The organism is Planomicrobium stackebrandtii (assembly GCF_030814955.1).
Taxonomy (GTDB): domain Bacteria; phylum Bacillota; class Bacilli; order Bacillales_A; family Planococcaceae; genus Planococcus; species Planococcus stackebrandtii.
This window is the reverse complement of record NZ_JAUSWB010000007.1, coordinates 169,858-193,940: the sequence shown is the minus strand read 5'-3', so window position 1 is coordinate 193,940 and position 24,083 is coordinate 169,858. Positions and strand designations below refer to the sequence as shown.

Annotated in this window: 26 protein-coding genes and 1 riboswitch; of the genes, 2 read left to right on the top strand and 24 right to left on the bottom strand. The window is 47.0% G+C overall.

Going from position 1 to position 24,083, the window contains the following annotated elements; translation table 11 throughout:
- Positions 1–145: 145 nt before the first annotated feature.
- The 15 genes from QOZ98_RS14375 to QOZ98_RS14305 form a co-directional block, all read right to left on the bottom strand.
- The gene (locus tag QOZ98_RS14375) at positions 146–967 is read right to left on the bottom strand and encodes a TlyA family RNA methyltransferase (protein ID WP_308788083.1); all 822 of its coding nucleotides are present in this window, start codon (positions 965–967) and stop codon (positions 146–148) included.
- Entirely contained in the window at positions 964–2,868 is a 1,905-nt protein-coding gene (gene dxs, locus QOZ98_RS14370) for a 1-deoxy-D-xylulose-5-phosphate synthase (protein ID WP_308788169.1), read from the bottom strand. The genes QOZ98_RS14375 and dxs overlap by 4 nt, the downstream gene beginning before the upstream one ends.
- A gap of 92 nt (positions 2,869–2,960) precedes the next feature.
- Positions 2,961–3,842, bottom strand: a complete 882-nt coding sequence (locus tag QOZ98_RS14365) for a polyprenyl synthetase family protein (RefSeq protein WP_308788082.1) — start codon at positions 3,840–3,842, stop codon at positions 2,961–2,963.
- Positions 3,839–4,075: an exodeoxyribonuclease VII small subunit gene (gene xseB, locus QOZ98_RS14360; protein ID WP_142827851.1), complete on the bottom strand. Its 237-nt coding sequence runs from the start codon at positions 4,073–4,075 to the stop codon at positions 3,839–3,841. The genes QOZ98_RS14365 and xseB overlap by 4 nt, the downstream gene beginning before the upstream one ends.
- A complete protein-coding gene (gene xseA, locus QOZ98_RS14355; RefSeq protein ID WP_308788081.1) occupies positions 4,068–5,429 on the bottom strand; it encodes an exodeoxyribonuclease VII large subunit in 1,362 nt (453 codons plus the stop codon). Before xseA ends, xseB begins: the two co-directional genes overlap by 8 nt.
- Positions 5,430–5,513: 84 nt before the next feature.
- Positions 5,514–6,374, bottom strand: a complete 861-nt coding sequence (folD, locus tag QOZ98_RS14350) for a bifunctional methylenetetrahydrofolate dehydrogenase/methenyltetrahydrofolate cyclohydrolase FolD (protein ID WP_308788080.1) — start codon at positions 6,372–6,374, stop codon at positions 5,514–5,516.
- Positions 6,375–6,388: 14 nt separating this feature from the next.
- Positions 6,389–6,778 (bottom strand): transcription antitermination factor NusB, encoded by a 390-nt coding sequence (gene nusB / locus QOZ98_RS14345; RefSeq protein ID WP_308788079.1) that lies wholly within the window; start codon positions 6,776–6,778, stop codon positions 6,389–6,391.
- Between the two features lie 207 nt (positions 6,779–6,985).
- Positions 6,986–7,381, bottom strand: coding sequence for an Asp23/Gls24 family envelope stress response protein (locus QOZ98_RS14340; protein WP_142827847.1), 396 nt, complete (start codon positions 7,379–7,381; stop codon positions 6,986–6,988).
- 15 nt (positions 7,382–7,396) lie between these two features.
- Positions 7,397–8,746: an acetyl-CoA carboxylase biotin carboxylase subunit gene (accC, locus tag QOZ98_RS14335; protein ID WP_308788078.1), complete on the bottom strand. Its 1,350-nt coding sequence runs from the start codon at positions 8,744–8,746 to the stop codon at positions 7,397–7,399.
- 17 nt (positions 8,747–8,763) lie between these two features.
- Positions 8,764–9,270 (bottom strand): acetyl-CoA carboxylase biotin carboxyl carrier protein, encoded by a 507-nt coding sequence (gene accB / locus QOZ98_RS14330; RefSeq protein WP_308788077.1) that lies wholly within the window; start codon positions 9,268–9,270, stop codon positions 8,764–8,766.
- Positions 9,271–9,396: 126 nt separating this feature from the next.
- Positions 9,397–9,957: an elongation factor P gene (efp, locus tag QOZ98_RS14325; RefSeq protein ID WP_308788076.1), complete on the bottom strand. Its 561-nt coding sequence runs from the start codon at positions 9,955–9,957 to the stop codon at positions 9,397–9,399.
- Between the two features lie 17 nt (positions 9,958–9,974).
- Complete coding sequence (locus tag QOZ98_RS14320; RefSeq protein ID WP_308788075.1) at positions 9,975–11,042, bottom strand: M24 family metallopeptidase; 1,068 nt, start codon at positions 11,040–11,042, stop codon at positions 9,975–9,977.
- Positions 11,039–11,479 (bottom strand): type II 3-dehydroquinate dehydratase, encoded by a 441-nt coding sequence (aroQ, locus tag QOZ98_RS14315; RefSeq protein WP_308788074.1) that lies wholly within the window; start codon positions 11,477–11,479, stop codon positions 11,039–11,041. Before aroQ ends, QOZ98_RS14320 begins: the two co-directional genes overlap by 4 nt.
- A gap of 484 nt (positions 11,480–11,963) precedes the next feature.
- Positions 11,964–14,522 carry a vitamin B12-dependent ribonucleotide reductase gene (locus QOZ98_RS14310; protein ID WP_308788073.1) on the bottom strand — a complete coding sequence of 853 codons (2,559 nt, stop codon included), beginning with the start codon at positions 14,520–14,522 and terminating at the stop codon, positions 11,964–11,966.
- A 186-nt stretch (positions 14,523–14,708) separates the two neighbouring features.
- Positions 14,709–15,488, bottom strand: a complete 780-nt coding sequence (locus tag QOZ98_RS14305; protein WP_308788168.1) for a lipoate--protein ligase family protein — start codon at positions 15,486–15,488, stop codon at positions 14,709–14,711.
- A gap of 156 nt (positions 15,489–15,644) precedes the next feature.
- Here QOZ98_RS14305 and QOZ98_RS14300 point away from each other — a divergent pair, with 156 nt between their 5' ends.
- Positions 15,645–16,028: a rhodanese-like domain-containing protein gene (locus tag QOZ98_RS14300; protein WP_142827840.1), complete on the top strand. Its 384-nt coding sequence runs from the start codon at positions 15,645–15,647 to the stop codon at positions 16,026–16,028.
- 196 nt (positions 16,029–16,224) lie between these two features.
- The gene (locus QOZ98_RS14295; protein ID WP_308788072.1) at positions 16,225–17,499 is read left to right on the top strand and encodes an ATP-binding protein; all 1,275 of its coding nucleotides are present in this window, start codon (positions 16,225–16,227) and stop codon (positions 17,497–17,499) included.
- A gap of 46 nt (positions 17,500–17,545) precedes the next feature.
- On the opposite strand, the gene gcvPB is transcribed toward QOZ98_RS14295, so the two are convergent.
- The 9 genes from gcvPB to comGC all read right to left on the bottom strand — a co-directional run bounded on the left by gcvPB (position 17,546) and on the right by comGC (position 24,074).
- Complete coding sequence (gene gcvPB, locus QOZ98_RS14290) at positions 17,546–19,009, bottom strand: aminomethyl-transferring glycine dehydrogenase subunit GcvPB (RefSeq protein WP_308788071.1); 1,464 nt, start codon at positions 19,007–19,009, stop codon at positions 17,546–17,548.
- The gene (gcvPA, locus tag QOZ98_RS14285; RefSeq protein ID WP_308788070.1) at positions 19,002–20,369 is read right to left on the bottom strand and encodes an aminomethyl-transferring glycine dehydrogenase subunit GcvPA; all 1,368 of its coding nucleotides are present in this window, start codon (positions 20,367–20,369) and stop codon (positions 19,002–19,004) included. The genes gcvPB and gcvPA overlap by 8 nt, the downstream gene beginning before the upstream one ends.
- 27 nt (positions 20,370–20,396) lie before the next feature.
- The gene (gene gcvT / locus QOZ98_RS14280; protein ID WP_308788069.1) at positions 20,397–21,497 is read right to left on the bottom strand and encodes a glycine cleavage system aminomethyltransferase GcvT; all 1,101 of its coding nucleotides are present in this window, start codon (positions 21,495–21,497) and stop codon (positions 20,397–20,399) included.
- Between the two features lie 167 nt (positions 21,498–21,664).
- Positions 21,665–21,756: riboswitch (glycine riboswitch) on the bottom strand.
- 142 nt (positions 21,757–21,898) lie between these two features.
- Positions 21,899–22,411: a shikimate kinase gene (locus tag QOZ98_RS14275; RefSeq protein ID WP_308788068.1), complete on the bottom strand. Its 513-nt coding sequence runs from the start codon at positions 22,409–22,411 to the stop codon at positions 21,899–21,901.
- A 22-nt stretch (positions 22,412–22,433) separates the two neighbouring features.
- On the bottom strand, positions 22,434–22,637 hold the full coding sequence (locus tag QOZ98_RS14270) for a hypothetical protein (RefSeq protein ID WP_308788067.1): 204 nt from the start codon (positions 22,635–22,637) through the stop codon (positions 22,434–22,436).
- Entirely contained in the window at positions 22,618–23,055 is a 438-nt protein-coding gene (comGF, locus tag QOZ98_RS14265; protein ID WP_308788066.1) for a competence type IV pilus minor pilin ComGF, read from the bottom strand. Before comGF ends, QOZ98_RS14270 begins: the two co-directional genes overlap by 20 nt.
- Entirely contained in the window at positions 23,043–23,363 is a 321-nt protein-coding gene (locus QOZ98_RS14260; RefSeq protein WP_308788065.1) for a hypothetical protein, read from the bottom strand. Before QOZ98_RS14260 ends, comGF begins: the two co-directional genes overlap by 13 nt.
- Positions 23,332–23,775 (bottom strand): competence type IV pilus minor pilin ComGD, encoded by a 444-nt coding sequence (gene comGD, locus QOZ98_RS14255; RefSeq protein WP_308788167.1) that lies wholly within the window; start codon positions 23,773–23,775, stop codon positions 23,332–23,334. The genes QOZ98_RS14260 and comGD overlap by 32 nt, the downstream gene beginning before the upstream one ends.
- Positions 23,757–24,074, bottom strand: a complete 318-nt coding sequence (comGC, locus tag QOZ98_RS14250) for a competence type IV pilus major pilin ComGC (RefSeq protein WP_142827832.1) — start codon at positions 24,072–24,074, stop codon at positions 23,757–23,759. The genes comGD and comGC overlap by 19 nt, the downstream gene beginning before the upstream one ends.
- Between the last annotated feature and the right edge of the window lie 9 nt (positions 24,075–24,083).

The window sequence follows — 24,083 nt, the reverse complement described above, 5'->3', positions numbered from 1 at the left end:
TCCCCCTTGAGTGAATATTTATTCCATATACTTAATATCCTACTGTTATTTCATACATAAAACAAGAAAAGCGTTAGAGATCGATTGTGCGGGCGTCAGCAGAATTAAGGAGCTAAAAGAAAACACATCCCTTTTGGAATGTGTTTTACAAAGATTTGTGTGCAGACTCTACTGTTTCGTTGATCGACGCAACAGAGATATCAGCTATTTCACTGTCTTCGGCTGCAGACTGAAGATGAAAAAGGAACTCAATATTGCCTTCCCCACCGGTAATCGGTGAAAACGACATATTCTTTACATGAAATCCAGATTCCACTGCAAACTTGCCCACTTTTTGCAGCACGTCGCGATGGATTTTCGGATCACGGATAATGCCTTTTTTCCCGACGTTTTCCCGTCCGGCTTCAAACTGTGGTTTGACCAGCGCGATAACATCACCGCCTGGAACGAGCACCTGTTTTAAGACCGGAAAAATGATCCGCAAAGAAATAAACGAAACATCGATTGTTGCGAACTCAGGAAGCCCTTGACCAAAGTCTTCAGGTTTGGAATGGCGGAAGTTCACACGTTCCATAACCGTCACCCGTTCATCCTGGCGAATTTTCCAAGCCAATTGGTTATAGCCGACATCCAGTGCATAGCAATGCTTCGCGCCATTTTGAAGTGCGCAGTCCGTAAAGCCCCCGGTCGATGAGCCGATGTCCAGCATCAGTTTGCCTTCCACCGAAAGGTCGAATTCCTGAAGGGCTTTTTCAAGTTTCAGGCCGCCACGGCTGACATATTTCAAGTCATTGCCTTTCATCTGAAGAGGGGCGTCTTCCATAATTTTCTCGCCGGGCTTGTTCATGCGCTCGGAACCCGAATAGATGATCCCTGCCATAATTGCCCGTTTTGCTTTTTCACGCGTTTCGCAGATGCCCCGTTCAACCAACAGGACATCTACACGTTCTTTTTTGGGTTTGTTCATAGAATGGTCGAACCTGCCTGCTTTTGGGCTTTCGTCCACTTTTTAACGACCCGGACAACTTCGTCGCTGTTCAAATGAATTTCATCCATCAGATCAGAAACGTCGCCATGTTCGATAAATTGGTCCGGAATTCCCAAACGGTCAATCGCGGACTCGCGATAATTATTTTCCTGAGCAAATTCCAGGACGCCACTGCCGAATCCGCCTTGAAGTACAGCTTCTTCGATTGTTACCACCGGGATTTTGCGTTCAAAAATGCTGTGCAGCATCGCCTGATCCATCGGCTTGATGAAACGGGCATTGACCACCTCTGCCGAAATGCCTTGTTCAAGCAATTGCTCGGCCGCGTGCATTGCCATCGGAATGGTCGTACCAAATGTCAGAATGACTGCATCAGTTCCTTTTTGCAGTACTTCCCATGAACCGATTGGCAATGCGTGAAGCTCTTCGTCCATTGGCACGCCAAGGCCGTTGCCTCTTGGATAACGCAAAGCAATTGGGCCGCCGTTGTAATCGATAGCCGTTTTGACCATATGCTGGCCCTCGTTTTCGTCTTTTGGCATCATGATGACCATATTCGGCAAATGGCGCAGGAACGCGATATCAAATACGCCTTGGTGAGTTTCTCCATCTGCTCCAACCAATCCCGAACGGTCGATTCCGATAAAGACATTTAAATTCTGGCGGCAAATATCGTGAACGACCTGATCATACGCGCGTTGCAGGAATGTGGAATAAATCGCAAGAAATGGTTTCATGTCTTGCGTTGCCAGTCCGGCAGCCATCGTAGTGGCATGCTGTTCGGCAATCCCAACATCGAACATGCGGTCCGGGAATTCAGAAGCAAATCCTTCTAGTTTCGATCCGACCGGCATTGCCGGCGTAATCGCTACAATCCGTTCGTCCGTGCGAGCCAGTTTGCGGACAGTTTCAGCTACCAAACCGCTCCATGAAGGCGCTTTAGAAGAAGACTTGACCAAATCGCCAGTTTCCATCTTATACGGGCCAGTGCCGTGCCATGTTCCAATGATATCCTGTTCTGCCGGCAAGAATCCTTTGCCTTTTTTCGTAACGACATGCAGCAAAACGGGTCCTTTTGTTTTCTTGGCATAGCGAAGATTTTCTTCCAGCTCTTCCAAGTCATGGCCGTCTATCGGCCCCAAATAGGTAAAGCCCATTTCTTCGAAGAACATCCCTGAAACCACTAGATATTTCAAGGAATCTTTTACCCGCTCAGCCGTCGAGGCAAGTTTGCCGCCGACTGCTGGAACTTTTTTCAATAAATATTCCAGATCATCTTTTACTTTGTTGTATTTTCCAGCTGTCCGCATCCGTCCAAGCATGCTGTGCATGGCGCCGACGTTTGGAGCAATAGACATTTCATTGTCGTTGAGAATGACAACCATATCCGTTTGCGCATGGCCAATGTGATTTAACGCTTCAAAAGCCATTCCGCCTGTCAACGCTCCGTCGCCGATAATCGGAATTACGTGGTTGCTGTCTTTTTTTATGTCGCGGGCAGCAGCCATTCCCATCGCTGCCGACAATGATGTCGAGCTATGGCCTGTTTCCCAGACGTCGTGATCGCTTTCATTGCGTTTCGGAAATCCGCAGAGGCCTTTAAATTGACGCAAAGTGTCAAATTGGCTGGCTCTTCCTGTCAGGATTTTATGTACGTAAGATTGATGTCCTACGTCCCAGATAAACTTGTCTGCCGGACTGTCGAATACTTTATGCAGCGCAACCGTCAGTTCCACTACACCAAGATTCGGACCAATATGCCCGCCTGTTTTTGATAAATTTTCTATTAGAAACCGTCTTATATCTTCACTTAATACTTCAAGCTGTTTAGTATTCAGCTCTTTTAAGAAAGATGGACTAGTAATCGAATGAAGATCCATTGCCATCACGCACCTTTTATAAAATTTTCCTTCAGACTGCCTGTTCATATTATATCAGTCTCTGGCGAATGTACAAATGAGAGCCTTTAAAATCAGCTTTTTCTTTGAACAATCAATTGCGTCAACTGCAAAAGCAACGATTGTTCGCCTTTTAGCGAATGCAGGGCATCGATGGCTTGTGAAGCATGATATTCAAGCTTTTCCTTTGCTTTAGGCAAAGTCAGAAGACCCGGATAGGTACTTTTTTCACTGGATTCATCTTTTCCGGCCGTTTTGCCAAGCTCTTCTGAAGTTCCTGTAACATCCAGAATGTCGTCCTGGATTTGGAAAGCTAACCCCAAATGTTCCCCAAATCGGCTGAGTGCCATCATTTCCTCGTTGGAAGCCTTTGCAAGGATCCCACCAGCTAAAATGCTGTACGTCAGCAATGCGCCTGTTTTCAATCGGTGCACCTGTTCCAATTCCTGCAGCGTCAGTTTCTTTTCTTCGCCTTCGATATCGAGCACTTGCCCTCCGACCATTCCTTCAGCGCCTGAAGAAACGCTCATCAAATCAATCAAGCGCACTTTATCATCACTTGAAACATGCTGCAGTCGTGCCACGATGCCAAAGCTGTAAGTCAGCAGCGCGTCCCCTGCAAGAATGGCGACAGCTTCCCCGAACACTTTATGGTTGGTCGGCATGCCGCGCCGCAAATCGTCATTGTCCATGCTAGGCAAGTCATCATGAATGAGCGAGTAAGTATGGATCATTTCAATTGCTGCCGCCACTTTCAGCGCATCCGGATGCTCTTCACCGCTCAATTCATGAAGAACAGCCAACAGCAAGATCGGGCGGATCCTTTTACCGCCGGCCTGCAGGGAGTAATGCATGGATTCCTTCAGCGAATTTGGAATCGACAGTGACAGGATTTGTTCGGCCATCTGCTGTTGGATTAGTGGTTCATAATGGGTTCGAAATTCGGTTAAGTTCATTTGGCATTCCCGTCCATTTCAATGTCAGCCGGCACTTCTTTGCCATCTTTCATCATCGTCACAAGCTGGCTTTCTGCATTTTGCAATTTATCGTGGCAAACTTTTGAAAGTTCCATGCCTTTTTGGTAAAGCGTCAATGCCTGTTCGAGCGGCACATCCCCCTGTTCGAGCTGGCGGACAATTTCCTCAAGTTGTTCCATTGCATCATTAAACATGATTTTCTTTTCAGCCATCTTTTTGGTCTCCTTTTTTTGCGGGATTGGTTTCATTGACAGTCGTCTGGACGGTTCCATCCTGCATGGCGATGGTCAGGCGGTCGCCTGATTTCACTTGCGACACGCTTTTGACGACGTTTCCTTCTATATAAGGAATCGAATATCCCCGGTCCATAATTTTCAGCGGACTCAGTGCATCAAGCGTTCGAAGCGCTGACGACAGTTGCTGGGACCGGTTTTTCAACAGATGGTTCATCTGATAATCGAGTCTTCTCGCCAGTTCCGCCACTTCCGTTTCAGATTGGCGGATTCGCTGGAGCGGCACGCGTGATTTCAGCTGCTGATCCAGTGTGCGGTAGCGTTCCTGGGAGCGCTTTATATGCTGGACAGACTCCCGCTGAAGCGACTCAGTGGCGCGTTCAACACGTTCAATGAACGGCCGGTACAGACGCTCCGGATAAGCCAGCGGGAAGGATGAGGTCAATCGGTTCAGCACCTGCTTGTGCTGGCTGACGGTTCCTGAAACGGTACGGTACATCCGGCTGCGGTAGCTGGATATGCGCTCAAGCAGCTCTGCCTGGCTTGGGACCGCCAGTTCTGCAGCAGCAGTCGGCGTCGGCGCCCGAAGATCTGAAACAAAGTCGGCAATGGTCGTATCGGTTTCATGGCCGATGGCGGAAATGACCGGGATGTGTGAATCAAAAATGACCCGCGCCACTGCCTCTTCATTAAACGCCCATAAATCTTCGATCGATCCGCCGCCGCGTCCAACGATCAGTACATCAAAATCACCTTTATTGGCTGATTGGACAGACTGAACGATTGATTGCGTAGCGCCCGCTCCTTGTACAAGCGTCGGATACAGCACAACATCTGCCAGCGGATAGCGGCGGTGCAAGGTAATGATAATATCACGTACAGCAGCACCCGTCTGGGCAGTGACCACAGCTATCCTTTTCGGAAAACGCGGCAAGGACTTTTTATGGCTTGCGTTAAACAAGCCTTCTTTGGCCAGCTTTTCTTTTAATTGTTCAAACGCCAGGTAATAATCACCGATACCGTCAGCCTGCATAGACTGCGCATACAATTGGTATTGACCGGACGCTTCGTAGACTGAGACATCCCCCCGGATCAGCACCGTCATGCCGCTTTCTGGTTTGAACTTAACAGACTTGGCACTTGCTGAAAACATGACGCTCGGCAATCGTGCGGCATTGTCTTTCAAGGTAAAGTAAATGTGGCCGCTCGTATGAATTTTGACATTCGATAGCTCCCCTTTGACGTAAACGTCGCGGAGGTGAGGATCGGCATCAAACTTCTTTTTTATGTATTTGGTTAACGCTTTGACACTTAAGTATGGGTCGTTTGACACACGGTCAACCCCTGTCTGTGAATTTAAAAAGCTGTCTTTCTTTCGAAAAACAGCCCTATTGCTCTTTATTTTACATGCTTATGCCTATTTTGTCTTTGATAACCCTTTTTCAGCCGATTCCAATGTATTGCCCATCAGCATCGCAATGGTCATTGGGCCAACGCCTCCAGGTACCGGCGTCACAAATCCGGCTTTTTCCTGGACATCTTCAAAGTCGACATCTCCGCATAACTTGCCATTTTCGTCCCGGTTCATGCCGACATCAATGATGACTGCACCCGGTTTGATAAACGTATGGTCAATAAATTTAGCTCTGCCGATCGCAGCAATCAAAATATCCGCTTGTGCTGTAAAACTCGCCAAATCCTTTGTTTTGGAATGGCAGTATGTCACAGTTGCATCTTTTTGAAGCAGCAGCTGGCCAATCGGCTTGCCCACGATGTTGCTGCGGCCAATAACCACCGCATGCTTGCCCGATGGGTCAATGCCGTAATGCGACAGGAGCTCCATGATGCCGTGCGGTGTGCATGGCAGGAAGGCGTCTTTGCCAATCATCATATTGCCGACTGAAATCGGATGAAATCCATCCACATCTTTTTCGGGGCTGATCGCTGAAATCACTTTGAATTCGTCGATTTGTTTCGGAAGCGGCAATTGCACCAGGATGCCATGAATTTGCGGATCCTGATTTAATTGGTCTATTTTCGCCAACAGCTCCTGTTCGGTCAATGTATCCGGAAACTGGTGAAGATCCGAGCGCATGCCAAGTGCTTCACAGGTTTTTTTCTTATTTTTCACATATGTAAGGGAGGCGGAGTTTTCCCCGACCAGCACAACTGCAAGTCCCGGAATAATTCCATGCTGCGCAAGTTTTTCTACCCGCTCTTTTACTTGAACTTTAATTTTCTGGCTTACCGCTTTTCCATCAATCAGTTTTGCAGTCATGTAAATTCCCCCAATTAAATTGCTGATTCGTCTGTGAACTTCGAAAGGACCCCATTGACAAAGCGGCTGGATTTGTCATCACCGAAAGTTTTGCTCAGTTCAATCGCTTCGTTCATGATGACGCGCGCCGGTGCATCTTCCATATAGCCCAGTTCAAAGATAGCCATGCGAAGAATCGTCCGTTCAATTTTCGGAAGCCGTTCCAATGACCAATTTTCCAGGTGGCCTACCAGTTTTTCGTCGATTTCTGCCAGATTGGCATGAGTGCCTTGTACCAGTAAACTATAGAAATTATCGTTTTCTCCAGCCATTACATGGTCCATGGCTTCATCGATGGTCAGTTCAGTGCCCTCTAGTTGAAATAAGGTCTGAAGCGCTTTTTCGCGTGCTTCGTGTCGTTTCATAATATATCCGATCTCCTTTTCACAGCTAATTATCCCCCATTATACAGGTATTCCGGCTGAACTTCCATGTTTGAAATGTTCGGTCAATAGGCTGTCAGAGCCTTATGAAACTCGGTTTTCATACAGGTATATTTTGGACTGGCCGTTATAAACAAAGAGGAGGCTGTCCTGTAGCCATTTTTCTGGTCTACGGGACAGCCTCGTTGCTTATTCTGCTGCTTGGGGCTCAAAATTGACGCCCGTAATATGAACATTTACTTCTTGTGTCTGAAGTGAAGTCATATTCTCAAGCGTCTGCCGTACTTGTTCTTGAATCTTTAAAGCGGTCTTTGGAATGGAAACGCCGTAATTGATGACGCAATAAACGTCTATCGCCAGTCCTTCTTCAGACAAATCGGTTTTGATGCCTTTGCCATGGACTTTTTTCCCCAAACGCTCGACAACTCCCGATGCAAAATTGCCGCGCATGCTGGCAACACCCTCAATGTCTGATGCCGCGATGCTGGCGATGATTTCCAATACTTCCGGAGCTACCTCGATATTCCCTAAATCCTGTGCTCCATGCGATTTCATGCGTACGTAAGGTGCCGTTTTTTCTGCCATTTGCCAAGCTCCTCCTTATGATCCCAGTACATCGTATTTTTCAAGGAACTTCGTATTGAAATCACCTGATTTGAATACTTCGTGATCCATTAATTTCAAATGGAATGGAATCGTTGTAAACACGCCCTCGATAACGAATTCATCCAATGCGCGCTTCATTTTTGCAACTGCTTCTTCACGGGTATCCGCAAACGTAATCAGTTTGGCCACCATGGAATCGTAATAAGGTGGGATCGTGTAGCCTGAATACATGGCTGAGTCAATTCTGACGCCCATGCCGCCCGGAGGCAGGTACATATCGACTTTTCCAGCCGAAGGCATAAAGTTCTTGGCCGGATTTTCAGCATTGATGCGGCATTCAATCGACCAGCCTTTGAATGTCACATCTTCTTGTTTATAGGCAAGTGTGTCACCCGAAGCAACTTTTAATTGCTGCTGGATCAAGTCAATTCCTGTAATCATTTCCGTAACCGGATGCTCTACCTGTATGCGCGTGTTCATTTCCATAAAGTAAAATTTCTGATTTACGGCATCAAAGATAAACTCCACTGTTCCTGCTCCGCGGTAGTTGACAGCCAACGCTGCTTTTACGGCAGCATCGCCCATTTCTGCGCGCAATTCGGGTGACAGAGCCGGTGATGGGGCTTCTTCGACCAATTTTTGCATGCGCCGCTGGATAGAACAATCGCGCTCCCCTAAATGAATGGCATTGCCATGTGAATCCGCAAGCACCTGGATTTCGATATGGCGGAAATCCTCAATGAATTTCTCGATATAAACGCCCGGGTTGCCAAAAGCTGCCGCCGCTTCTTTTTGGGTCATGTTCAAGCCTTTGACGAAATCCTCGCGCGTGTGCGCCACACGGATTCCTTTTCCTCCGCCCCCGGCCGTTGCTTTAATGATGACCGGAAAACCAAGTTCATCGGCTATGCGCAGTCCTTCTTCTTCACTGGCTACGATGCCGGTTGAACCGGGTACGACAGGTACGCCTGCTTGCCGCATGGTTTCACGCGCTACGTCTTTTGTGCCCATGCGTGAAATCGCATCTGCGGTCGGGCCGATAAACATGATGTCGCAAGCTTCGCAAAGCTCCGCAAAACTGGCATTTTCAGCCAGAAATCCGTAGCCCGGGTGAATTCCGTCACAATTGGTCAGTTTGGCCACCGACATGATATTGGAAAAGTTCAGGTAGCTGTCTTTCGATAGTTTTGGACCGATGCAATACGCTTCATCTGCAAGTTCTACGTGAAGCGCTTCTTTATCGGCCTCTGAATATACGGCGACCGTCTCGATCCCCATCTCTTTGCAGGCACGGATGATCCGGACCGCAATTTCTCCACGGTTTGCAATCAATACTTTCTTCATCGCCATCTCCCCTTTCCTCAGTTTGCTTTCACGAGGAATAAAGGCTGGCCATATTCAACAAGCTGTCCATCTTTTACAAGAATTTCAGCAATTTCCCCATCCACTTCAGCTTCGATTTCATTGAATAATTTCATCGCTTCAACGATGCAGACCACCTGATCGGCAGTAACTTTTGTTCCCGTTTGCACATATGGTGCCTCGTCCGGCGATGGAGACTCGTAAAATGTGCCAACCATCGGAGAAAGAATTTTGTGATATTCAGAATCATTGTCAACCAGGACTTCAGGCGCTTCCTGTGATACCAACTCTTCTGCGTTCGGTTCTTTTGCCGGTGCTGAAAAACTTGGCGGTCCTACAGTTTTTGGTGTTTGGGGCGCTTGGACGGATGAACTGCCAGCTTGCTGGGCATTTCCTGAACCGCTTTTCTTCATTTTGACTTTGACGCCTTCAAATTCGTATGAGAATTCCTCAATGGACGACCCATCTACCAATTTAATAATTTCACGGATTTCTTGAATTTTCATATTGATCCTACTCCCCTAATATGTATTTAACTGATTTCTATTCCATTTTAGACTTTTTCAGCGTGTTTTGAAATAGCTGAGCCGACTTTTTAAAAAAAGGCCTCTAAAATAGAGGCCTTTTGCTTGTTATTGAGCTCGTGATACGTATGAAGAATCAGTTGTGTTGATGATCAGGTGATCGCCTTCATTGATGAAGAACGGCACTTGAACTGACAAGCCTGTTGACAGGACCGCCGGCTTTGATCCGCCGCTTGCTGTATCGCCTTTGATGCCTGGATCTGTTTGAACCACTTCTAAGACTACTGTGTTCGGCAGTTCAACGCCAAGCACTTCCCCTTGGAACTGGATGACCTGGACTTCCATGTTTTCCTGTAGAAACTTCAATTCGTATTCAATATTTTTTTCAGGCAGTTCGATTTGATCGTATGTTTCTGTATCCATGAAAGCATGCATATCGCCATTGGCATACAGATACTGCATTTTGCTGTTGTCGATTTGTGCCTTGGCTACTTTTTCACCGGCACGGAAAGTTTTTTCTGTAACGCTTCCTGAACGCAGATTGCGAAGCTTTGTCCGTACGAAAGCAGCACCTTTACCTGGTTTTACATGCTGAAATTCCATGACGCGCCAAATTCCGCCGTCTACTTCAATTGTGACACCTGTTTTAAAATCGTTTACTGAAATCATTATAGTTCCTCCGTTTGTTATAAAATGCGAAGCTCTTTTGTGGAGTTAGTCAACCGTTCATTTCCTGACTCGGTTATCAGTATATCATCTTCGATACGGACTCCGCCAACTCCTGGCAGATAAATTCCCGGTTCCACGGTTACAGCCATGCCTGGCTCCAAAACCGTTTCCGATCTGAATGACAAGCCTGGGCTTTCATGGACTTCCAAGCCGATGCCATGTCCAGTTGAATGGCCGAAAGCTTCTCCGTACCCTTTGGACTTGATGAAATCGCGTGCCAGCGCATCAGCCTCGATGCCGCTCATGCCCGGTCCGATTTTCTCTACGCCCAATTCTTGCGCCTTCAATACAATATCATAAATTTCCTTCATCTGCGCTGAAGGTTCACCAACAGCCACCGTGCGGGTAATGTCGGAAATGTATCCGTTGTAGAGGGCTCCAAAGTCCAACGTGATCATGTCGCCTTTTTCAATGACTTTGTCCGTTGCTACACCATGCGGCAAGGCCGAGCGAAGCCCGGAAGCCACAATGATATCAAAACTAGAAGAGGTCGCCCCTTGTTTTCTCATGAAAAATTCAAGTTCATTGGAAACTTCCACTTCTTTTAAGCCTGGACGAATAAATCCACAAATGTGCTCGAAAGCATCGTCCGCAATTTTGGCTGCGGCTTTCAGGATAGAAACTTCTTCCGGCGTCTTGACCATCCGGATTTTTTCTATCAAGTTGCTGATGGGTTCCAGTTCTGCATCCATTTTTTCTTTGTATTGGGTTGCCGTTGAATAAGTCATATAATCCTGCTCAAAAGCAAGCGTTTGGATATCCATAGCTTTAACAGTCTGAACGGCTTGGTCCATCAGATTTTTCTCTGCCTGTACCACTTCAAACTCTGTTATTTGTTCGTTTGCCTGTTCAGTGTAACGAAAATCTGTGATAAAAACCGCTCTTTCCGGCGTAACAATCGCCAGCCCGGCAGTTCCAGTAAATTCTGTTATGTAATGCAAATTATAAGGACTGGTGACAAGTACTGCCTCGACGTTCCGCTGTTTCATTTCAGTTCGTAATTTTTGAAGTTTCAATGTGTTCATCCTCTCTCTTGTTTTAAGATCAACGCTTGCAGCGCCAATTTGTAGACATCCTGCCCAAATCCGACAATCTGCCCGATAGTAACCGGAGAAATATACGAATGATGGCGGAATTCTTCCCGTTTATGGACATTGGATATATGTACTTCAATAACTGGGACCTCGATTGCAGCAATGGCATCGCGTATGGCTATGCTTGTATGCGTATAGGCTCCCGCATTTAAAATGATGCCAGAAAGCGCTTCATCTCCAGCCCCGTGAATCCAGTCAATCAATTCCCCTTCGTGATTCGACTGGCGGCAAATCAACTCAATGCCATGGTGATAGGAAAACTCCACCAGCTCCTGCTCCAGCTCTTCCAAAGTAAAGGTTCCGTATGTTTCTTTCTCCCGCTTGCCCAGGCGGTTTAAATTAGGGCCGTTCAGAACCAGTACACGCATTTGACCTTCTCCCTCCCTTGACACATTCTTAATTATTTTAACATATCGGAAAAATCGAGCAACTTTTTAGAAAAGCGGAAGCGCCTGTTCAGAATCGACAGGCTTAAGGCAGGTTGCCGAAGCGGCGTTTCTGTGCCGCACAGGCAAGCGGACTTAAGACCCCGAGATTCTAGGCGCTGGAGCTGGACAATTAGAAAAGCCGAAGCAGCCAGAAGAAGATGCTAACCCAGCTGCGCGACTTCCTGTCGCACAGGTTAGCTGATCCGCTTCCTGCGGACCCTCGACAGGCATAAGACACATTGGCGAAACGGCCTTTCTTCAGCAGTACAGCCAGGGTGGCTTATGACCCTAGAATCTGGCTGCTGGAGCTGGACAGCAAGAAAAGCGCAAACGCTTGTCCAGTACCCAGAGGCACAAGACAAACTGACTACGCAACCAGCCAATAAAAAAGCGCGATGGCTGCTGGGCCATCGCGCTGGTCATTTTATAATCCGCATTTCAATTGAGCATTGCAGTTGGTGCATGTGTTGCAGCCGCCCATTTCTTCCACCGTCCCCTGACGGCACACTGGGCATGTGTCGCCCACTTCAGAACCTATGCTGACATTGGTAGAACGGATGTCCTGAATGGTATCGACCAGGACGATCGGACGCTTGCCCGTTTCTTCCGGCTGTTGCTCTTCTTCAAACGTGTTGTCTTCAGCTTTCAGCGTCAGAACCTGCGAGTCACGGCTGCCGTCGACGTAAACCGTACCGCCTTTTGCTCCGCCTTTATAGAGACGCTCATAGACGCCTTCCACCTGTTCGACTGTATAGCCGCGCGGTGCGTTGACCGTTTTCGAGATAGATGAATCGATCCAGCGCTGGATGATGCACTGGACATCCGCGTGTGCTTCAGGCGCCAGGTCCATGGACGTGACAAATGCCTTCGGCAAGTTTTCTTCATCCGCTTCCGGATTGTTCTTCAGGTATTCACTGACGATGTCTGCTTTGACCTCGATAAATTTTCCAAGACGGCCGCTGCGGTAGTACGTAAATGAATAGTATGGTTCAAGTCCTGTTGAAACGCCAACCATCGTACCGGTAGAACCTGTTGGTGCTACCGTCAATAGATGCGAATTGCGGATTCCTTTTTCAAGAACCGCTTCAAGCACATGTTTAGGCATGCCTTGCATAAACCCGGTTTGGGTGAATGCTTTGCGGAGTGCTGCTGTTTCTTCATCGGTTTTGCCGACAAGGAACGGGAAGCTGCCGCGTTCCGCTGCCAGGTCTGTCGACACTTCGTATGCTGCAGTAGCAATCGTCTTGAAGATTTCATCCACAAGGTCATTGCCTTCCGGCGAGCCGTATTCTTTATCACAGTAGATCAACAGATCAGCAAGTCCCATAACGCCAAGGCCGACCCGGCGTTCACCGAGTGCCTGAACCTTGTTATCTTCAAGGAAGTATGGGGTTGCATCGATCACATTGTCCTGCATGCGAACTCCGACGCGAACCGTTTCTTTTAAAGCTTCAAAATCGACAGTTTTCGTTTTCGGATCTGCGAACTGGGCCAAGTTGACCGCCGCCAGGTTGCAGACTGAGTACGGTGCCAATGGCTGTTCGCCGCAAGGGTTGGTTGCCACAACTTTTTGTCCATATGCTGCCGCATTCGTTTTTTCGTTTGCGTTATCAATAAAGAAAATGCCGGGTTCAGCTGAATAGGTCGCACAAATATTGACCAGGTTCCATAGTTCACGTGCTTTCATCGTGCGGTAAACACGGACGCCATGGCCCATGCGTTCCCACTCGCGAACATCGCCGACTTCCTGCCATTTTTCATTGTAGATCGCCATTTCCTCTTTCGAATAAGATTCCACTGCAGGAAAGCGCAAATCGAAATCTTCGTCGTTTTCGACAGCCGTCATGAAATCGCTCGTCAAAGTGACTGAAATGTTGGCGCCGGTCAAAAATTCTTCATTATGGACTGAATAAGTTCCGCCATCGCGCAGCTTTGTTTCAGCATCGCGCATGATTTTCTCGTTAAATCCGCCCATTCCAGGAATTGCACGGTAGTTCAGGATTCCCTGGTACATCGCATCTTCCTGATCAGTCAGCGGCTTGAACTTCAATTTATCGTGAGCCAATTTCTTGATCGTTTCATCTGTTGTATTTTCGATTAAATAGCGCAGGATGCGTGGATTCTGCATTTTTGAGATGATGAATTCGGCAATATCGGGATGCCAGTCTGCCAGCATGATCATCTGTGCTCCGCGGCGTGAACCGCCTTGCTCGACAAGATGCGTCAGTTTGGCGATATCGTCAAGCCAAGATACAGACCCTGACGATTTGCCGTTGACTCCGCGAGCCAATGTGTTGCGCGGGCGAAGAGTCGAACCGTTGGTGCCGACTCCGCCTCCGCGGCTCATAATTTCCATCACTTGTTTGCGGTGATCGGAAATGCCTTCGCGGGAGTCCGCAACAAACGGCATGACGTAGCAATTGAAATAAGTTACGTCTGTATCAGCGCCTGCTCCGTATAGTACGCGGCCGGCCGGGATGAATTTTAATCCGACCAATTGCTGGTAGAATTTTTCAAACCATTCCTGACGTTTTTCAGGTGTTTTCTCTACAGAAGCAAGTCCTGTTGCATTGCGTTTCGCAATCTGCTCGTAAAACACTTCAAGCGGCTTCTCAATCACGTCGATTGGGCGATTGACGATGCCTGCTTCCTGCTCCTTCGGATTGTCGATTGCGCTTCGGTAATCTTCCTCAATCCAAACCTGGGCTTTGTTGGCCTGCTGATCGATGGAAACGATAAAGCCAAGGCCGCGGGCCGGGAATTTCGGATCCTCTTTGACAGTCAATACGACAAAGTCGCCTGCCTTCAAGGTTTTTTTCTCCGTATCCTTGAACGAATAACGGTCAATCATCACAAGACGGGATACCCCTTTATGCGTTACTTTCATATCCGGAGTAATTGCATGCACTTGTGGAAACGTTTGGATATCTTCGTTTAAAGATCTTGAATTTAATGAGTACTGGGATTGTGTGGCAGAAACCATTGACAATTCCTCCTTCGTGTTATATGGAGTGAGATACTATATATAGTATTACTTCAATTCCCAGCATACTACATATTGAAACTTCATTTCAATAACAATTTTCTGCTTCAAAACTTCGTCACTTTTAAAAGCTTTATTTAGCAAGGTTTCCAGCTTTGCGGATTTGCAAAATGAGCCAAAAGACACTTAAACGCGGAAATTCCAATCGGCATTGGCATATTTTTTTTCTTCTAAAGCCTTGACATCGGCGAACTGTTGTTCTGACAACGTGTAAGGCTCAAGCTCAATGGAAAGTGCCTGTTCGAATCCAGCTTTAAAAGCATGGATGCATTCTTCCACAGTAGCCGGCTCCTTGCGAATCGAATTGATCGATACCGCTTTTTCGGGGATTTTGATGCGCATCCTTTCTTTGGCTTCTTCACTCGGAAATTTAAAAACGGACAACAGCTTCTCAGCATCCAAGTCAATTAAAATGGCACCATGCTGCAATATCACACCTTTTTGGCGCGTTTGCGCACTGCCCGCCACTTTCTTTCCTTCGACGACCATTTCATACCAGCTCGGTGCATCAAAACAAACGGCCGATTTTGGTTTTTTCAGATCTGCGCGCTTGGCGTCCGTATCCGGAACCGAAAAATAGGCATCCAGCCCGAGATTCTTGAAGCCTTCCAATAAGCCTTCGCTTAATACGCGATAAGCTTCCGTAACGGTTTCCGGCATGTCCGGATAATCCTCGCTGACAATGATGCTATATGTAAGTTCATGTTCATGGAGAACGCCTCTGCCTCCTGTCGGCCGGCGGACAAATCCGAGGCCTAGCCGATTGACGGCATCCATGTCAATTTCCTTTTCCACTTTCTGAAAGTAACCGATCGACAACGCGGCCGGCTCCCAGCTGTAGAAACGGATAACCGGCGGAATAAGCCCTTCACTGTGCCATATCAGCAAGGCTTCATCAAGTGCCATGTTGAAAGAAGGGCTGCTCGCACCGGAGTTCACAAAAATCCATTTTGGATATTTCACAAGATCGCCTCCTATTTCCGCTAATTAGTGTAACATTGGCATTGAATATCCGTCATCTCTTCTCTTATAATAAAGGAAGATGAGAAAGGGGCAAGAACATTGGAATTTTTGTACATCACGATTGCTGTTGTTTTGGCAATCATCATTTACGCGGTTATTACTTATTTCCGCATGAAAAAAGCCGTCACTAATTTGACGCAGGAACAATTTATCGAGGGCTACCGCAGAGCACAGTTAATCGACGTACGTGAGCCGAAAGATTTTGCGGCCGGCCATATTCTCGGAGCACGCAATATTCCACAATCGCAATTGCGCCAGCGCTACAAGGAAATTCGTTCGGACAAGCCGGTCTACTTATATGACCAGAACGGAGCACGCAGTGGACGCGTCGCAATTTTCCTGAAGAAAAAAGGCTACGACCAATTGTTCCAGCTGCAAGGCGGATTTAAACAATGGACTGGAAAAATAAAATCCAAAGCCTAAGTTCTCAACGGGGCTGTCCCAAAAGGTCATGAACATGACCTTTTGGGGCAGTCTCTTTTTTCATTCAAAAGAACGGGCGTATGTCCATTCCGCTATTTCTTAAAAAGCGTACAAAAAATCTTCCGCTCCTGTAAAATTGGAGTTACCACACAACTACGTTTTTCATCCTATTCCATTTGAAATGAGGAAACTATATATGAAACCTGTCGTTCTTTTTCCACATCAAGCGAACATCCGGGAAACGCTCCCGCATTATTCGGACGTAGCAATTGTCTCCCAAAGCATCCTGAGTGTGCTTGATGGCCGTTCTGCCGGCTCCTGGATGCATATTGATATAACAGAACCCATTGAACAATTAAACAGCCACCTGATCGATATGATGGAAAAAGGATTGCTCTCTTTCGAAGTGCTGTCTTACATCTATGAAGCCCGTCCTCTCGGAAAAATCGCCAATGCACCCGATGATTTGCACAGCGGCAATCTAAAAATTCAGGAAAGCTTCGAAAACAAACTCGTTTATTTTCCTGAACACGATGTTGCCATTGCCCAAGTGCCTTTCTACACAGCCTCTGACAACAGCTGGCCGGAATTTCATTGTTTCGCTAAAACAGTCGATTCGGCTTTCGCCTTTCTGACAGCGATGAATGAATTATTGCGCCAGGTGTTGATGAACAACATCACTTATCTTGTCGACACAGAAGACGGCGTCCATCGCCGCAACTTCGGGGAACATGCCATCGTCGACCGGAAGGATGTCATGCTCTCAGATTCCGTCAAACAAGACATCTTCCGTTCGATTGATGAATTTTTCAAAGCGGATGGCCAGTTTTTCCGGGATTACGGCGTTCCTTACAAACGCGGCATCCTTCTGTATGGATCGCCTGGCAATGGCAAGACCACGCTGGTGAAGTCCATTACTGGCTCTACAGAAGCGCCTGTCGTCTATTGGCAGATCACCGAATTCACCAACAGCTACACTGTGCAGGAGGTCTTTGGCATCGTCTCCAGGCTGGCTCCGGCCATCCTGGTGATCGAGGACATTGACTCGATGCCGGACTTTACGCGTTCAGTCTTCTTGAACACTCTGGACGGCACTCAATCGCGCGAAGGGCTGTTTGTCATCGGCACTACGAATTACCCTGAAAAAATCGATCCGGCTTTGATCAACCGCGCCGGCCGTTTTGACCGGGCTTATGAAATTCCAGCTCCGTCCAAATCACTGCGCGAGAAATACTTGCGGAAACTCGACATTAAACACATTTTTTCGGATACAGAACTTGCCGATATGGCCAAGCTGACAAAAGGGCTGTCGATTTCGCAGCTGAACGAATTGTACATGTCTTCGGCCTTGAATTGGCATTATGAAGGCGATTCCGGCTATGCCAAACGCATCGAGGAATTGCAAAAGCAAAACAAACGGGCAGAGAAAAACGATTGGGAAGATCCAGAACTGTCGATCGGGTTTTACTGAACGACAAAAAAGGCACGGAAGCTCAATGGCTTCCGTGCCTTTTAGGTTATTCGCCTTCGTAATAACGAAGTACAGGTTTACGTGCCGCTTTTGTTTCATCCAATCGGCTGATTACCGTTGTATGCGGTGCATTTTGTACGATTTCAGGATTTTCTTCCACTTCTTTGGCAATCTGAATCATTGCGTCAATAAAAGCATCCAAGGTTTCTTTGGATTCTGTTTCGGTCGGTTCGATCATCATGCCTTCTTCCACGTTCAATGGGAAGTAGATCGTTGGCGGATGATAACCGAAGTCAAGCAGGCGTTTTGCCATATCCAATGTCCGGACACCCATTTTTTTCTGGCGGCGTCCGCTTAAAACAAATTCGTGCTTGCAATGGCGGTCATACGGCAAATCGAAATGGGGCTGCAGTCTGCGCATCATGTAGTTGGCGTTTAATACGGCATATTCCGTAACCGCCTTTAGGCCATCTGGTCCCATGGAGCGGATATACGTATAGGCACGTACGTTGATGCCAAAGTTTCCGTAAAAAGGCTTAACACGGCCGATTGATTCCGGGCGGTCGTAGTCAAACGTATAAACGTCTTCATTTTTTACCAATACCGGTTTCGGCAAGTAAGGCAGAAGATCATTTTTCACGCCGACTGGACCAGATCCAGGTCCGCCGCCGCCGTGAGGTCCCGTGAAGGTTTTGTGCAAATTCAAGTGAACCACGTCGAAGCCCATGTCTCCTGGACGTGCTTTTGACATTACCGCGTTCAAGTTGGCGCCGTCATAATACAGCTTGCCGCCCACTTCATGGATAATAGCTGCCATTTCCAGAATCTGTTCTTCAAACAAGCCAAGTGTATTCGGATTTGTCAGCATTAACGCTGCTGTATCTTCTCCAACAACCCGCTTCAAGTCTTCCAAATCCACAAGTCCCTGGTCGCTTGATTTCACCGTCACGGTTTCAAATCCGGCAACCGTTGCTGACGCCGGATTAGTGCCGTGCGCCGAATCGGGAACGATCACTTTCGTCCGTTTCATGTCGCCTCGCGCTTCGTGGTAGGCACGGATCATCATCAATCCAGTCCATTCTCCGTGTGCACCTGCAGCAGGCTGCAACGTCACTTCGTCCATACCGGTAATTTCTTTCAAGTGTTCCTGCAAGTCAAATAACAGTGCAAGAGCTCCTTGAACAGTTTTTTCATCTTGCAATGGATGGATATTTGCAAATCCCGGGAATCGGGCAACGGTTTCGTTGATTTTCGGGTTGTATTTCATTGTGCAAGAACCAAGTGGGTAGAATCCAGAATCCACGCCATGGTTACGGTTGGATAACGCCGTGTAATGGCGCATAATATCAAGTTCCGATACTTCCGGCAGTTCCGCTGCTTCAGTACGGATTAACTCATTCGGCAATAGCTCGCTCAAGTCAACTTCCGGCACGTCAAGAGTCGGCAGGCTATAGCCAATGCGGCCTTCTTTGGTCAATTCAAAAATTAGCGCTTGGTTGTCTTTATGCATGAGTAGCCCCCGCTTCCTTCACTTTTGCAGCAATTTCCTGCACAAATGCATCGATTTCTTCTTTGGTCCGTTGTTCCGTGACCGCAACAAGCACATGGCCTTTAAATTCATCATAGCTCAAGCCAAGGTCATAGCCGCCAATCATATTGTGTTCAAACAAGCGGTCGTTCAGCTGCTTGACCGATTCTTCCGTTTTCACAACGATTTCGTTGAAATGAGCGCCTTCGAATGCAATTTCAAGGCCAGCTCTTTTCAATTGCTGTTTCATATAATGGGTTTTTACGATATTTTGTTTGGCAATTTCCTGCGTGCCGACTTTGCCGAGCGCCGTCATGGCAACCGATGCTGCCAGTGCGTTCAACGCTTGGTTCGAGCAGATATTGGACGTCGCTTTGTCGCGGCGGATATGCTGTTCACGCGCCTGCAGCGTTAATACAAATCCGCGGCGGCCTTCTTCGTCCGTCGTTTCGCCAACTAAACGGCCTGGTACTTTGCGCATCAGTTTTTTCGTTACGGCGAAATAGCCGCAATGAGGTCCGCCGTATGCTTCCGGAATACCGAATGGCTGGGCATCGCCTACGGTAATATCAGCTCCAAGTTGGCCTGGAGACGTTAAGGCACCCAGCGCTAATGGATTGGAAGAAACAGACAATAATGCGCCAGCTTCGTGGACGATGGGTTCAATTTCTTTCAAGTTTTCAACCTGGCCAAAAAAGTTCGGGTACTGGATCATAACAGTTGCGACGTTTTCATCGATCATTTCTTTTAGTGCATCCAAGTCGGTGTGTCCATCTTTTAGTGGAATTTCAATCACTTCAATAGATTGTCCGAGTGCATAGGTACGGACAACATCTCGGGATTCCGGATGAACTGCGCGTGATACCAGAATTTTTTTGCGTTTCGTGTGCCCTGCAGCAAGCATTCCGGCTTCGGCAAGCGCCGTCCCGCCGTCATACATAGAAGAGTTGGCGATGTCCATGCCCGTCAATTCGCTGATCATCGTCTGGAATTCAAAAATAGCCTGCAATTCACCTTGAGAAATTTCCGGTTGATAAGGTGTGTACGCCGTGTAAAATTCAGAACGCGAAATCACGTGATCCACAATAATTGGTTTGTAATGATCGTAAACGCCCGCTCCAAGGAATGACGCATAACGGTTAGTGTCAGCATTTTTAGCTGCAAGCTGCGCCAATTCTTTCGTTAATGAAGACTCGGATTTGGCAGGTTTGATGTTGTATTCGCCTTTAAAACGGACTTTTTCCGGAATATCCGAAAACAATTCATCGATTGAGTCGATGCCGATCGTTTCCAGCATTTCTTTTTCGTCTTGAGACGTCATTGGTAAATAGCGATGCTTCATGGAGTGCTGTCCCCTTTTCAAGTTAGATTAGTTGGATCGTTTGTAAAATGGCGTTTCCACTGTTTTCGCTTTTAATCGTTTGCTGCGGATTTCAACTTCCAATTCAATTCCCAATTCAGCAAATTCACTTGAAACCAAAGCAAGGCCAATATTTTTCTTCAAAGTTGGCGATTGCGTTCCCGTCGTGACTTCTCCGACTTGCTGATTCCCAACATATACCGGATAGCCGTGGCGTGGAATTCCTTTATCAATCATTTCAATGCCCACCAATTTGCGTGGGACGCCTGCTTCTTTTTGAGCTGCCAATGCCTGTTTTCCGGAGAAATCCTGTTCTTTTTTCAGCTTCACAACAAAATTGATACCGGCTTCCAAAGGCGTGATGTCTTTTGACAGTTCCTGTCCGTACAAAGCAAGACAGGCTTCAAAGCGCAATGTATCGCGTGCGCCTAGCCCTACAGGCACGATGCCTTCTGATGTTCCTTCTGACAGGATCTTATCCCAAAGAACAACCAGCGCTTCAGGTGCTGCGTATATTTCAAAACCATTTTCACCCGTGTAGCCGGTCCGTGACAAGATAACCGTTTGGCCTGCCACTTGAACATCATGCTTAAAACGGAATGGTTTGATGCTTGAAAGATCTTCGCCTGTCAGGCGTTGAAGAACCTTTTCAGCCAATGGACCTTGCAATGCCAATAAACCATAACGGTCAGAAGCATTATCCAATGTCACATCACCTTTTTTGGCCTGTTCCATCCATTCAAAATCTTTTTCAATATTGGATGCGTTGACAACAAGCAAATAATGCTCTTCAGCTATTTTATAGACCAACAGGTCATCAACTGTTCCTCCATCTTCATAACACATTGCTGTATACTGGGCCTGGCCATCTTGGATTTTGGAGACATCATTTGTCAGGAGATGCTGAAGATAGTCTAAACTGTCTGCTCCTGTGACAAAAATTTCACCCATATGCGATACATCAAAAAGCCCCGCTTTTGTTCTGACCGCCTCATGTTCTTCTTTAATGCTCGAAAATTGAACAGGCAATTCCCAACCGCCAAAATCGATTGTTTTGCCGCCGTATTTCGAATACGTTTCAAAAAGAGGTGTACGTTTTAACTGTGCCAATGATTTTCCTCCTCATTTTTCAAAGCTCTTCCGTCAGCACTAGATGTGCAAAGACGCGAAAAAGGACAGAGATTTCCCTTTAGAGGGAAATCTCTGTCCTGGAACCTGAAAGTTTACCATAATGGCTTTCCTCGTTGGTAGCTGACATGCAGCATTCTCCAGAGATGCGTCCTATACGAGTCTTTTTGCCTGAGAGATTCATAACTTTTGTCATTTGCTCCTTCGGCGACGCATTTGCGTTCTCTCCCCGTATAATCATCCGCCCAAATCAATATTGATTGGTCCAAACCGTTATACAGAATAGTATAACTTTGAATATATCCTAACATTGTTCCAAGTGAAGCGCAATCTTTTTTCGTTAAAAGGACAAAAGGCGAATGATTAGATTAATTAAAATCAAATCATTCGCCTTTTAGTCGATTTACTTGAAAAGCAGCATATTGGGTAATTTGCCGCAGGGTCCGGAATTCCGTGCGGATCGTAATGTGCGCAGTTTGCTTATAGTCCCGATAACGGGATTTGTGCAGCGCTTCGATTTCCTCGCGGGTTGATTGGCGGACGATGGGACGATTCGGATCCCGATGAATCCGCCGCCAAATCTCACGGAACGGAGCATCCAAAAACAGCACCAGTCCGGTATTTCTCATAATCTTCTGGTTTGCTTTTCGCATGGTGACGCCGCCGCCTGTTGAGATGATGCAATAATCATTTTTAAAATTTTGCAAAAACTGTGTTTCCAAGTCCCGGAAATATTCTTCGCCATGCTGCTCGAAAATTTCTGGAATCGTTTTCCCTGTCTGCCGGACAATCTCTTTGTCCATGTCGTAGAAGGGCAGTTTTAGCAGGAAACTCAGCCTCCTGCCGACTGCGCTTTTGCCGCAGCCCATGAATCCAATCAAATATATTCTGTTCATCCTACCCACCCGATACTTACCTCTACTCAGGTATTTTATTTTGCTCAATATCCTTCAGTAGTTGTATCGTAGCATGTCTGTGCATATTTTCCAAACCATCATATGTTTTATATTGGATGGCATAGACCGTTAAGGTATGGGATAACAACATCAAAGCAGACAGGAAAAAGACGATTGCAACGGGATAAACCGCTCCTTTTTCGTTTCTAAGATTGGGTAAAAACATATTCTGCCTCTTCCATCGTGCCGCTGGTAAATTCAATGCGGACCTTCAACGTACGCCCATCCAGTGTAAAATGGCTTAGCCGGACACGAGTCAGCATGACCTCATGCCCTTTCCGATCTTTTTGTTTGCGGATCATATCGGTATACAGTTCGATATCATATTCCTCTCCCATCTGGACGACACGAATGCCATTGCCTCCATTGATGATTTCAAGTGAGTCACTGTTGTTTAGATAGCTCTGCAAATCCACAGCAAACAATTGCCATTCTGCCCGGTGCGGATCTAGATCTTCAGTAAAGCTAAGGGCGAATCCGAAGAACAGCACAATCAGCGGAAGCATTGTCATCAGTACCAGCAATTCAAAGACGGAAGTTAAAAATGAAAATCCTTTTTCATCCAGGCGAGTTATTCGGCGCATAGCCGCTTCTGCTTTCCTTGATAATCCGCATAATCAACACACAAGAGGTCAGCCATCTGCCAGTTATAGACGATGCCGCCAACAACTCGCTGACCGCGCACAGAACCTGTCGAACTGATTTCTCTGGCAGCTTCGTGCAAGGTCTCATAAGCGCTGACGCGTTCTTTCTTCACGTGCAGGCTTTGCTGCACGCTGAGCATGACCGGCAGCAAACTGCCGAAGATAATGAAGACCATGAACAAGCTGACCATCGTTTCAGCCCAGGAGACTCCTCTCTCATTCAGAAAACACCACTCTCCCTCTCCCAAGATGAACGACCAATGTCTTTTCTCCGCTGCTGGTCGCAAAACGGAAGGTGCCGGATTGGACGACCGAGCCATTGGAATTGAAATAGATTTCATTTAAGTTGCTGGTTTTTTTCAGCGCCACTGATTCTGGAAGCTGCCTGGACAAGACGACTGACTGAAGATCTGTGAATATTTCGTAGGTCCCTTTGGTTTCCCTGAAAACCACTTTCGCGGTTTTCCCCAACGAATAGCTTTGGCTCTGTGCAAAGTAGATGTCCTGCTGGAGTAATTCAAAAAACCGCTGTTCTTCCTTTTTGACGGCAAAGGTCTGATAGCCTGGAATCGACATGGCGACGATGGCCATCAGCACAACAAGCACCAACAGCATTTCCAGAAGTGTAAAGCCCTGTTCTTTTACGACGGTTTTGCAGATGTTACTACTCCATCAACTGAAATATTGACCACATCGCCATTCGGACAATCCGTTTCTCCTGTTTTCAAATAGCCTTCCGTTACAAGATCCGCCAAGGTTGGCATAACTTTCATATCCATGCGGTAAGACTCTACTTGCCCCTGAACCATCTGCACAAAAGCTTTGCATCCTTTTTCATCAACTGCCGATGATTGTTTTGTAACGTTTGGAATGGCGATGGCAATCAGCACCGTAATGATCAACATAACGATCAGCATTTCAATTAGCGTAAATCCTTTTTGGTTTTTTAAAAAGCGCATGGGTTTCCT